The 11,339-nt window shown below is 68.8% G+C and carries 11 protein-coding genes and 1 pseudogene; 8 read left to right on the top strand and 4 right to left on the bottom strand.

The window, feature by feature from the left end; genetic code table 11:
- Window positions 1-127: 127 nt before the first annotated feature.
- Window positions 128-511: a VOC family protein gene (locus BN948_RS20745; protein WP_009517898.1), complete on the top strand. Its 384-nt coding sequence runs from the start codon at window positions 128-130 to the stop codon at window positions 509-511.
- 6 nt (window positions 512-517) lie between these two features.
- Here BN948_RS20745 and BN948_RS20740 read toward each other — a convergent pair whose 3' ends face one another.
- Both BN948_RS20740 and BN948_RS20735 read right to left on the bottom strand, forming a co-directional pair.
- Window positions 518-1,063 carry a glycine zipper 2TM domain-containing protein gene (locus tag BN948_RS20740; RefSeq protein WP_009517899.1) on the bottom strand — a complete coding sequence of 182 codons (546 nt, stop codon included), beginning with the start codon at window positions 1,061-1,063 and terminating at the stop codon, window positions 518-520.
- Window positions 1,064-1,192: 129 nt separating this feature from the next.
- A complete protein-coding gene (locus BN948_RS20735) occupies window positions 1,193-1,771 on the bottom strand; it encodes a mechanosensitive ion channel family protein (RefSeq protein ID WP_009517900.1) in 579 nt (192 codons plus the stop codon).
- Window positions 1,772-1,869: 98 nt separating this feature from the next.
- On the opposite strand from BN948_RS20735, the gene BN948_RS20730 reads away from it, so the two are divergent.
- A complete protein-coding gene (locus BN948_RS20730; RefSeq protein WP_009517901.1) occupies window positions 1,870-2,181 on the top strand; it encodes a type II toxin-antitoxin system HigB family toxin in 312 nt (103 codons plus the stop codon).
- Window positions 2,178-2,588 (top strand): helix-turn-helix domain-containing protein, encoded by a 411-nt coding sequence (locus tag BN948_RS20725; RefSeq protein ID WP_009517902.1) that lies wholly within the window; start codon window positions 2,178-2,180, stop codon window positions 2,586-2,588. Before BN948_RS20730 ends, BN948_RS20725 begins: the two co-directional genes overlap by 4 nt.
- 21 nt (window positions 2,589-2,609) lie before the next feature.
- Here BN948_RS20725 and xdhB read toward each other — a convergent pair whose 3' ends face one another.
- Window positions 2,610-4,916: a xanthine dehydrogenase molybdopterin binding subunit gene (gene xdhB, locus BN948_RS20720; protein ID WP_009517903.1), complete on the bottom strand. Its 2,307-nt coding sequence runs from the start codon at window positions 4,914-4,916 to the stop codon at window positions 2,610-2,612.
- Complete coding sequence (gene xdhA / locus BN948_RS20715) at window positions 4,913-6,403, bottom strand: xanthine dehydrogenase small subunit (RefSeq protein WP_009517904.1); 1,491 nt, start codon at window positions 6,401-6,403, stop codon at window positions 4,913-4,915. The genes xdhB and xdhA overlap by 4 nt, the downstream gene beginning before the upstream one ends.
- A 95-nt stretch (window positions 6,404-6,498) precedes the next feature.
- Between xdhA and BN948_RS20710 the strand changes: the two genes are divergently transcribed.
- From BN948_RS20710 to BN948_RS27590, 5 genes and pseudogenes are all read left to right on the top strand, one after another.
- Window positions 6,499-7,455, top strand: a complete 957-nt coding sequence (locus BN948_RS20710; protein ID WP_009517905.1) for a LysR family transcriptional regulator — start codon at window positions 6,499-6,501, stop codon at window positions 7,453-7,455.
- Window positions 7,452-9,002 carry an ABC transporter ATP-binding protein gene (locus BN948_RS20705; RefSeq protein WP_009517906.1) on the top strand — a complete coding sequence of 517 codons (1,551 nt, stop codon included), beginning with the start codon at window positions 7,452-7,454 and terminating at the stop codon, window positions 9,000-9,002. Before BN948_RS20710 ends, BN948_RS20705 begins: the two co-directional genes overlap by 4 nt.
- Complete coding sequence (locus BN948_RS20700) at window positions 8,989-10,047, top strand: ABC transporter permease (RefSeq protein WP_009517907.1); 1,059 nt, start codon at window positions 8,989-8,991, stop codon at window positions 10,045-10,047. The genes BN948_RS20705 and BN948_RS20700 overlap by 14 nt, the downstream gene beginning before the upstream one ends.
- Before the next feature lie 3 nt (window positions 10,048-10,050).
- Window positions 10,051-10,971, top strand: coding sequence for an ABC transporter permease (locus BN948_RS20695; protein ID WP_009517908.1), 921 nt, complete (start codon window positions 10,051-10,053; stop codon window positions 10,969-10,971).
- Between the two features lie 91 nt (window positions 10,972-11,062).
- A pseudogene (locus BN948_RS27590) lies at window positions 11,063-11,339 on the top strand (hypothetical protein); the annotation flags it as partial.

The raw sequence follows: 11,339 nt of genomic DNA, 5'->3' as shown, positions 1-11,339 counted from the left end.
GATGGTGTGGTGGTACGCGCTCACTGGCCAGTCCCGAATGCAGCAAGCATGCCAGCGATGCCCCCGGGCGACCAGGGTTTGCGTCATAGTGGCCCCCTGCGCAACCGCCCGAACGAAAGGAGACGCCATGAAGACCAACCCCATCGGCTGGTTCGAGATCTACGTGCAGGACATGCCCCGCGCCAAGGCCTTCTATGAGGCTGTGTTCCAGGGAACGCTCGCGCCGCTGGGCGACCCCACCGCCAGCGATGGCATGCAGATGTGGGCCTTTCCCTCGTCCATGGAAAGCTACGGCGCGCCCGGCGCGCTGGTGCAGATGGACGGCATGCCCTCGGGCGGCAACAGCACGATCGTGTACTTCGCTTGCGACGACTGCGCGGTCGAGGCCGCTCGCGCCGCCTCGCACGGGGGCAAGGTTTTCAAGGACAAGATGTCCATCGGCGAGTACGGCTACATCGCCTTGGTGAACGACACCGAAGGCAACATGATCGGGTTGCACTCGATGCGCTGAGCGCGCTCAGGCGCCGGACGGTGCCGTCGTATCGACCTTGCCGTCCTTCACCGGCAGCGTGGCCCCGGGCTTGAACGAGGTGCGCACCGTGGCGTCCTGGCCGTCGAGGCGGTAGGTCACGTCGTAGCCGGAGAGCTTCTGCGACTTCTCGTTCACCGTGCGGCAGCGGCGCTCCGTGGTGGTCACGGTGTCGTTCTTCTGCATGTTCTTCTGCACCTGGTTGCCCGCGTAGCCGCCGGCCGCGGCGCCGGCCACGGTGGCCACGGTCTTGCCCGAGCCCTTGCCGATGGTGCTGCCCAGCAGGCCGCCGGCCAGGCCACCCACCACGGTGCCGGCGATGCGGTGCTCGTCCTTCACGGGCGCCTGGCGCTGCACGGCCACGTTCTCGCACACCTCGCGCGGCGTGCTCACGGTGGTCATCACTTCCTTGACGGACAGCACCTGGGCCTCCTTGGGCTTGGCCAGGGTCTGGTAACCGCCCACGGCGCCGGCACCCAGCACCACCATGGCGATCCCGCCGATCACCACGCCTTTGATCATTGACTTGTCCATTCGCTCACTCCTTTGCTTCGGTAAGCGCAATCTAGAACGCGGTCCGGGGGTGCCTGTAACCGGAGGTGTCTCAGGTAGGGGAATGGAAACAACTCGGTAACGCCCTTTACGGGGCAGCCGAGCGGCCGTTCAGTCCAGCAACGAACCGAGCACGGGCATCTGGCTCTTGCGCAGGCGCGTGGTGCGCTGGAAGAACAGGCTGTTGGGGATGCGCAGGTGCGTGGGCTCCTGGCCATCCACCGGGTCTTCCTTGAGCGTGGTGTAGACGAGGTTGATGTCCAGTACCTCACCGGCCAGGCCGGGCTTGTCCCCGCCTTCCAGCAGTTCGATGTGGTCGTGCAGGCCGAAGGGGCGCGTGGTGTAGATCAGCACCGAGCAGAAGATGTTGGAGAGCACGCTCCAGGCGGCGAAGAAGGCGATGGCGCCCACGGTGACGAAACCCGTGAAGCCGGCCCAGATGACCCCGGCCGACACGCCCATGCGGTCCAGGATCCACAGCAGCGCCGCGCCGGTCAGCAAGAAGGTGACCAGGCGCTTGCTGCCGACGGTGAAGTCCAGCGGCAGCTTCTTCTCGGCAGCGAGGCGGGTGACGAATCGGTGCAGCAGCGAGCGCAGCAGCATCGCGAACAGGATGATCAGGACGACCTGCAGGGCGATGGTGATGGCTTCGACCCAGGGGTGGGCCCAGTCGGGGAGGAAAGGTCTCATGGACCGGGCATTGTGCCAAGGGCGCTCACGGCCTCGCATCAGCCCCAACGGGCTGATGTGTCTTGTGATGGTCCCAAATTGGGACTAGACTCTGTTCCATGCGTGTCATCGCCGTCTCGACGTTGAAGGATTTCTGGGAGAAGGCGGAGCATCGCGACGCCGAGCAGGCCTTGAGAGCCTGGCTGGAGGAAGCGCAAGCGGCGAATTGGCAGCAGCCGGCCGATATCAAGGCGCATTTCCGCAGCGCCAGTGTCCTGAAGAACCGGCGCGTGGTGTTCAACATCAAGGGCAACGACTACCGCCTGGTCGTTGCGGTGGCGTACCGGTTTCAGGCGATATACGTGAAGTTCGTGGGCACGCATGCCCAGTACGACGCGATCGACGCCTACACGGTGGAGATGGACCCATGAGCAAGACCGACATGACCCTGAACCCCATCCGCACCGAGGCGGACTACCGCGCGGCGCTCAAACGTGCCGAGGCTTTCTTCGATGCCGTCGAGGAGCCCGACCCTCAGAGCGAGGAAGGCGCCTACTTCGAGGCGCTGCTCACGCTCATCGAAGCGCACGAGCGCAAGCACTACCCCGTGTTGCCGCCGGATCCGGTGGAGGCGATCCGCTTCCGCATGGATCAGGCCGGGCTGACCGTAAAAGACCTGGAGCCCCTGATCGGGCGCAGCAACCGCGTGTATGAGGTCTTTGCGCACAAGCGACCGTTGACCTTGCCCATGATCCGACGACTGCACCAGGGGTTGGGCATTCCCGCCGAGGTGTTGATTGCGGAGCCCACGCCGCGGTACGGGGACAAGGGCCGCTGATCACCTGCCTTGCGCAGGCATTCAGCCCCCCAGCGCCCGCAACACCTCTTCCGCCGTCCCCGGCGCGTGCATCGCCTCGGGGTCGCCCCCGGCTTGCGCCACCGCGTCGCGCAGCGCCTCGTACACGCTGATCGCGAGCATGAAGGGTGGCTCGCCCACGGCCTTGCTGCCGTGCACGTTGTCTTCGCGGTTGGCCTCGGGCCACAGGGCGATGTTCCAGCGCGGCGGCAGGTCGCCCGCGGTGGGGATCTTGTAGGTGCTGGGCGCGTGGGTCTGCAGGTAGCCCTTGTCGTTCCACACCAGTTGCTCGGTGGTGAGCCAGCCCATGCCCTGGATGAAGCCGCCCTCGATCTGGCCGATGTCGATGGCCGGGTTGATGCTGTGGCCCACGTCGTGCAGGATGTCCACGGCCAGCACGCGGCTCTCGCCGGTGAGGGTGTCGATGGCCACCTCGCTGACGGCCGCGCCGTAGGCGAAGTAGTAGAAGGGCCGGCCCTTCATCGTCACCTTGTCGTAGTGGATCTTGGGCGTGCGGTAGAAGCCGTCGCTCCAGAGCTGGATGCGGTTGGCGTAGGCGGCGTGCACCACGTCCTCGAAACGGCGCGCGCTCTTGGGCGTGATGACCTCGCCGTTGACGAAGCGCACCGCGCCCGCGCCGCAGCCGTCCAGGCCGGCAACGAAGGCGGCGAGGTTGTCGCGCACATGGCGCGCGGCGAACTGCGCGGCGCGGCCGTTCAGGTCGGTGCCGCTGCTGGCGGCGGTGGCGCTGGCGTTGGGCACCTTGCTGGTGTCGGCGGCGGTGGCGATCACGCGCTCGAAGGGCACGCCCAATTCGTCGGCCACGATCTGCGCGACCTTGGTGTTCAGGCCCTGGCCCATTTCGGTGCCGCCGTGGTTCACCATCACGCTGCCGTCGGTGTACACGTGCACCAGCGCACCGGCCTGGTTGAACAGCGTGGCGGTGAAACTGATGCCGAACTTCACCGGGGTGATGGCGATGCCCTTCTTGATGACCGGGCTCCTGGCGTTGAAGGCGCAGATGGCGGCGCGGCGTTCTTCATAGCCCGATGTGCGCGCCAGCGTGGTCATGAGCGGTTCGAGGATGTTGTCCTCCACCGTCATGTCGTAATGGGTCTGGTCGCGCTCGCCCACGCCGTAGAGGTTGCGCAGGCGCACCTGCAGGGGGTCGATGTCCAGATGGCGCGCGATGTCGCCGAGGATGCGCTCGATGGCGATGACGCCCTGCGGCCCGCCGAAGCCGCGAAACGCCGTGTGGCTCTGGGTGTTCGTCTTGCAGCGGAAGGAGTCGATGGCGACGTCTTCGAGGAAGTAGGCGTTGTCGCAGTGGAAGATGGCGCGGTCGGCCACGGGGCCGGAGAGGTCGGCGCTGAAGCCGCAGTTGGCCAGCATGGCGATGCGCAGGCCGCTGAGGCGGCCGCTGTCGTCGAAGCCCACGCGGTAGCGGTAGGCGAAGGGGTGGCGCTTGCCGGTGAGCATGAAGTCGTCGTCGCGGTCCAGGCGCAGCTTGACGGGCCGGCCGGTCTTGCGTGCAGCCAGTGCGGCCCACACGGCCAGGTGGCCGGCCTGCGTTTCCTTGCCACCGAAGCCACCGCCCATGCGCCGGCATTCCACCGTGACCGCGTGGTTGGGAATGCCCAGCGCGTGCGCCACCCAGTGCTGCACCTCACCGGGGTGCTGGGTGCTGCTGTGAATCCACCACTGGTCCTGCTCCAGTGGCAGGGCGTAGGCGATCTGGCCTTCCAGGTAGAAGTGTTCCTGGCCGCCGACCTCGAACTCGCCGTCCAGGGTGTGCGGGGCCCGCGCCAGGGCGGCGGCGGCGTCGCCGCGCGCCACGTGCACGGGGGGCAGCACGTAGCTCTTGCGTTCGTGTGCCTCGTGCACGGTGAGCACGGGGGGCAGGGCGTCGATGCGTGGCTTGACGAGGCGCGCGGCGCGGCGCGCGGTCATCACGTCGTCGGCCACGATCAGGCCCATCGCCTGGCCCAGGAACTGCACCGTGTCCTGCGCGAACACGGGTTCGTCGTGGCCGAAGGCGGCGAGGAGCGGGTCACCGGGCACGTCGGCCGCGCTGACGAAGGCGCGCACGCCGGGCAGGGCCAGCGCGGCGGCGGTGTCGAAGCCGCTCAGGCGGCCGTGCGCCACGGGCGAGCACACCGGCGCGGCGTGCAAGGTGCCGCGTACCTCGGGGATGTCGTCGACGTAGGTGGCGGCGCCGGCCACCTGGGCGCGGGCGCTTTCGTGGAAGCGCGAGACGCCGGTGGCGGTGGGGGCCTGCTGCTGCAGCAAGGCGGTGTCGGGGGCGTTCATGCCAGGGCCTCCAGATCCAGGGTTTCCAGCCGCAGGCCGCGCTGGCCCTGGTGCGCCAGCCAGTGGCGGCGCAGCAGGTTGCCCAGCACCGCGCGGCGGTAGTCGGCGCTGGCGCGCATGTCACTGATGGGGCGGAACTCGTCGCGCAGCACGGCGCTGGCGAACATCACGGTGTCTTCGTTCCAGGGCTGGTCCAGCAGCGCGGCTTCGGTCCGCGCCGCGCGCGTCGGCGTGGCAGCCACGCCGCCAGCGCCGATGCTGGCCTCGCGCACCACGCCGTCCTCGATGCGCAGCTTCACGGCCAGGCAGACGGCGGAGATGTCATCCTCGAAGCGTTTGCTCACTTTGTCGACCTGCAGCCATTCACCCGGCGCGGGGCGCGGCACCTTGATCCAGCAGAGCAGTTCGTCCGGCCGCATCACGTTCTGGCGGTAGCCGGTGTACAGGTCTTCCAGGCGCAGCTCGCGGTGGGCGATGGCGCGGCGCTTCGGGTCCCAGCGCATCAGCACCACGCTGGCGCCCAGGGCGATCAGCAGGGGCATGCTGTCGCCGATGGGCGAGCCGTTGGCCACGTTGCCGCCCAGGGTGCCCGCGTTGCGCACGGGCAGGCCGGCGAAGCGGTGGGCGAAGGCGGCGAGCGAAGGCCGCTCGGCCACGAGGGCGGCGTAGGCGTCCGTCAGGTTCACGGCCGCGCCGATGGCGATGTGGTGTGGGTAGGTCTCCACCTGGCGCAGTTCGGCAGCGCCCGTGACGTCCAGAAGTCGGGCGTAGGTTTTGTGCTGTTTGGTGATCCACAGGCCCACGTCGGTGGTGCCGGCCACCACCTGGGCGTCGGGGTGCGCCGCGCGCGCTTTCAACAGGGCCTCCAGCGTGGGGGGGCGCTGGTAGGGCGCATCCGGCCTGGCGCCGCCCAGGGTGCGCAGGCCGCGCAGCACGGCGGCCTCGTCCACGCGCGCGCCGGCCGGGCAGGGCAGTTCGCCCATGCGGGCGGCGGCGTCCAGGATGGGGCGGTAGCCGGTGCAGCGGCACAGGTTGCCCGAGAGCGCGGCCTGCGCGCGGGCGTGGTCCACGCCCTGGCCGCCGCCCGTGTCCTCGTACAGGGCGAACAGGCTCATGACGAAACCGGGGGTGCAGAAGCCGCACTGGCTGCCGTGGCACTGCACCATGGCCTCCTGCACGGGGTGGGTGCCACCCAGGTCTTCCACCGTGAACACCGCCTGCCCCTGCACCGAATGCGCCAGCTTGATGCAGGCGTTGACGGCCTGCAGTTTCAGTTGTCCGTCCACCGCCTCGCCCAGCACCACGGTGCAGGCGCCGCAGTCGCCTTCGCCGCAGCCTTCCTTGGTGCCGGTGCAGTGCAGGTCCTCGCGCAGCACCTGCAGCAGGGTGCGGTCGGGTGGCACGGCGGGCAGGGTCACGGGCTGGCCGCGGCGCAGGAAGGTCAGGGGCTGGCTGGGCATGGGGCCGGGCTGTTTCTGGACGGTCATGGCGGACCAGCATACCCATACCACCACGGCACGTCATATGCTTGGGCGTATGCCGCCAATGCCCTATATCCGATGCCACAGCAGATGACACCGACATGAAATACGGCCCCATGTTCGAGCGCATCGACCTGCACCTCATCCGCGTGCTGCACACCGTGCTGACGGAGCGCAGCGTGTCGCGCGCGGCGATCAAGCTGGGCATGTACCAGCCGGCGGTGAGCGCCTCGCTCAAGCGCCTGCGCGAACTGGCCGGCGACCCCTTGCTGGTGCGTTCGGGCGCCGGCATGGTGCCCACCGTGGCCGGGCTGCGCATGATCGAGCCGGCCGCCGACATCCTGCGCAGCGCCGAGGTGCTGTTCTCCGACGCCCGCGCGTTCGATCCGGCCACCGCCACCCACACCTTCAGCCTGGCTGCCAGCGACTACCTGGACCCGCTGTTCCTGCCCACGCTGGTCACGCAGATCAAGGCGCAGGCACCCCACGCCAGCATCGACATCCACCCGCTGTCGCGCGACGCCGACTACCGCACCCACCTGGCCCAGGGCACGGTGGACGTGGTGATCGGCAACTGGGCCCAGCCGCCGGACGACCTGCACCTGGGCCGCCTGTTCGGCGACGAGGTGGTGAGCCTGGTGGCCAGCCACCACCCGGCGGTGCGCCGCGGCTGGGACACCGAGGCCTGGCTCAGCGCCGAGCACATCGCGCCCACGCCCACCCACCCCGGCGCGCGCGGCGTCATCGACGAGCACCTGGCGGCCCAGGGCCTCACGCGCCACATCACGGCGCGCTGCCCGCACTTCGGGCTGATCCCGGCCATGGTGGCGGGCAGCCTGCTGGTGCTCACCACCGGGCGCCAGTACTGCGAACGCTACGTCGGCGCGCTGCCCGTGACCATCCTCACCCCGCCAGTGAAGTTCCCCCGCATGATGTATTACCAGCTCTGGCACGAACGCACCCACGCCTCCAATGCGGGGCGCTGGCTGCGCGAGCAGATCAAATCCGTCGCCGCCTCGCTGCGCGCGAGCGAATCCACCCGCGCCGAGGCCGCATGACTTCTCCAGAGAACCTCCGACTCGAACTCACGGGCATCACCAAGCGCTACCCCGGTGTGGTGGCCAACGACGGCGTCTCGCTGAGCGTGCGCCCCGGCGAGATCCACGCCGTGCTGGGCGAGAACGGTGCCGGCAAGTCCACGCTGATGAAGGTCATCTACGGCGCTACCAAGCCCGACGAGGGCACGGTGCGCTTCAACGGCCAGCCCGTGCACGTGCGCAACCCGCAAGAGGCGCGCGCGCTGGGCATCAGCATGGTGTTCCAGCATTTCAGCCTGTTCGACACCATCACCGTGGCCGAGAACGTGTGGCTGGGGCTGGACCCGTCGTTCTCGCTCGCGCGGGTGCGCGAGAGCATTCGCGCCAAGGCAGGCGAGTACGGCCTGGACGTGGACCCCGAGCGCCCGGTGCACACCCTCTCGGTGGGCGAGATGCAGCGCGTGGAGATCATCCGCGCGCTGCTCACCAACCCGCAACTGTTGATCCTGGATGAGCCCACCTCGGTGCTGACGCCGCAGGCGGTGGAGAAGCTCTTCGTGGTGCTGCGCCAATTGGCGGCCGAGGGCTGCAGCATCCTCTACATCAGCCACAAGCTGCACGAGATCCGCGAGCTGTGCACGGCCTGCACGGTGCTGCGTGGCGGCAAGGTCACGGGCGTGTGCGACCCGCGCGAGGAGAGCAACGCCTCGCTCTCGCGCCTGATGATCGGCGCCGAGCCGCCCGAACTCACGCACCGGCCGCTGCACGCGGGCGAGCCGGTGCTGCAGGTGCGATCGCTCACGCTGGACAGCGAGGACCCCTTCGGCACCGCGCTCGCCGACATCGCGCTCACGGTGCGCGCGGGCGAGGTGGTGGGCATCGCGGGCGTGTCGGGCAACGGTCAGGGCGAGTTGCTGCGCGCGCTCTCGGGTGAGGACGTGCGCGCGCCGGCCGGCAGCGTTCAGGTGGGCGGGCAGGACGCTGGCGCGCTGGGCCCGGCGAAGCGGCGCGCCCTGGGCCTGCACTTCGTGCCCGAGGAGCGCCTGGGCCGCGGCGCCGTGCCCACGCTCTCGCTCGCGCAGAACCTGCTGCTGTCGCGGCGCGACGCGGTGGGCGCGGGCGGCTGGGTCCGCGTGGGCGCGCTGCGGCGGCAGGCGGCGGACATCATCGCGCGCTACAAGGTCAAGGCCAACGGGCCGGACGCGGCGGCCAAGTCGCTGTCGGGTGGCAACCTGCAGAAGTTCATTGTCGGGCGCGAGATCGAGGCGAAGCCGAAGCTGTTGATCGTGAGCCAGCCCACCTGGGGCGTGGACGTGGGCGCGTCGGCGCAGATCCGCGGGGAGATCCTGGCGCTGCGCGACGCGGGTTGCGCCGTGCTGGTGGTGAGCGAGGAGCTGGAGGAGCTGTTCGAGATCAGCGACCGCCTGCACGTGATCGCCAAGGGGCGCCTGTCGCCCAGCCTGGACCGGGCGGACGCCACCGTCGAGCGCATCGGCGAATGGATGTCGGGCCTTTGGAGCGAGCCCGCGAAGAACGATAAGAAGGAGACCGCCCATGCTGCGGCTTGAAGTCCGTCCCCAGCCATCGAAGCTGTGGGGCTACGCCTCACCGTTGCTGGCGCTGGCCATCACCGTGCTCATCGGCATCGCCTTGTTCGAGGTGCTGGGCAAGGACCCGGTGCGGGGCCTGCAGGTGTTCTTCTGGGAACCCGTCAAGAACACCTACGCCATCTCCGAGCTGCTGGTGAAGGCCACGCCGCTGCTGATCATCGCGCTGGGCCTTGCAGTGTGCTTTCGCTCCAATGTGTGGAACATCGGCGCCGAAGGGCAGTACATCATCGGCGCGGTGTTCGCGGGCGGCGTGGCGCTGCTGGCCGACAAGAACACGGGCGTGTGGATCGTGCCGGCGGTCATCCTGGCCGGCATGCTGGGCGGCATGCTGTGGGCGGGCATCACCGCGCTGCTGCGCGACCGCTTCAACGCCAACGAGATCCTGGTGAGCCTGATGCTGGTGTACGTGGCGGTGCAGGTGCTCAACTACCTCGTCTATGGTCCATGGAAAGACCCGGGTGGCTACAACTTTCCGCAGACCAGGACCTTCGAGCGTGTGGCGCAGATGCCGCGGCTGATGGACGGCTCGCGCGTGAACATCGGCCTGGTGTTCGCGCTGCTGGGCGTGGCGGGCGTGTGGCTGTTCCTGTTCCGCACCGTCTCGGGTTACGCACAGACCGTGGGCGGACTGGCGCCCATGGCCGCGCGCTACGCTGGCTTCTCGTCGCGCAAGGCGCTGTGGGTGGCGCTGCTCACCTCGGGCGGCGCGGCAGGTCTGGCCGGCGCCTTCGAGGTGGCTGGCCCCATCGGCCAACTCACCCCGTACGTGCCGGCCGGCTACGGCTTCGCGGCCATCATCGTGGCCTTCGTGGGGCGGCTGCACCCGGTGGGCATCGTGTTTTCGGCGGTGTTGATGAGCATGTTCTACATCGGGGGTGAGCTCGCGCAATCGCGCCTGGGCCTGCCCAAGTCCATCACCGGCGTGTTCCAGGGCCTGCTGCTGTTTTCGCTGCTGGCGTGCGACACCTTGATCGCGTACCGCTTGCGCTGGAAGAAAGGCTGAGCCATGGAGTCCTACGCACTGCTCATCGCCGCCACGCTCAACGCGGGCACCGTGCTGGCCATCGCCTCGCTGGGCCTGCTCATCAACGAGAAGGCCGGCATCGTCAACCTGGGCGCCGAGGGCATGATGCTGTGCGCCGCGCTGGCCGGCTTCGCCACCGTGGTGCACACGGGCAGCACCTGGCTGGGCTTCCTCGCGGGTATGGGGGCGGGCGCGCTGCTGGCGGCCGTCTTCGGTGTGCTGGTGATCTGGCTCAATACCAACCAGTACGCCACGGGGCTGGCGCTCAGCCTGTTCGGCGCGGGATTCTCGGCCTTCGCAGGCACCGGCTACGTGCAGGCCACGCTGCCCGAGCAGGTGCGCTGGTCCGTCCCGGTGCTGGCCGACATCCCCCTGATCGGCGCGGCGCTGTTCCGCCACCACCCCATGGTCTACGGCTGCGTGGCGATTGCGCTCGGCATGATCTGGTTCCTGTACCGCACACGCGCTGGCCTGGTGCTGCGCAGCGTGGGCGAAAGCCCCGAATCGGCGCACGCGCTGGGCTACCCGGTGCGGCGCATCCGCCTGCTGGCGGTGATGGCCGGTGGCGCCCTGTGCGGCCTGGCGGGCGCCTACGTGTCCACCGTGTACACGCCGCTGTGGGTGGAGGGCATGATCGCCGGCAAGGGCTGGATCGCCCTGGCGCTGACGACCTTCGCCACCTGGCGTCCCGCGCGCGTGCTGCTGGGCGCCTACCTGTTTGGCGGCGTGACCATGCTGCAGTTCCACCTGCAGGCCATCGGCGTTCAGATCCCCAGCCAGTTCCTGACCATGCTGCCCTACGTGGCCACCGTGCTGGTGCTGGTGCTCATCTCGCGCAACCCCACCTGGATCCGCGTGAACATGCCCTCGTCGATCGGGAAACCGTTCTACCCGGGTTCATAATTTGCTTGTCACATTGAATACTCTACGGGGGTAGCGTTACAACCGCTTATCCCGGCCCGTTTCACCCAACCGTCGACACCCGAGGACACCCATGATCGACCTCCACAAACGTTCCCTGTTCAAGGCCGCCGCGATGAGCGCGCTGGCCGCTGCCGTGCTGATCGGCTGCGGCAAGAAGGAAGAAGAGGTGGCGGCGCCCGCGCCCGCCCCGGCGCGGACTATAAAGACCTGGGAAAGGTCGCACGACCAGCTCGCCCGCCCCCCCTCCCAGCCCGGCCTGTCCCCCGAAGAGATCGGTCTCGTTCTCTTCCTTGAATTTGGTCTCGATGATGCCGGCTTTCCCGCCGCCGTTGGCCATGGCGTAGGAG

Source organism: Hydrogenophaga intermedia, assembly GCF_000723405.1.
Taxonomy (GTDB): domain Bacteria; phylum Pseudomonadota; class Gammaproteobacteria; order Burkholderiales; family Burkholderiaceae_C; genus Hydrogenophaga; species Hydrogenophaga intermedia.
This window is presented reverse-complemented; position numbering and strand designations above follow the sequence as displayed.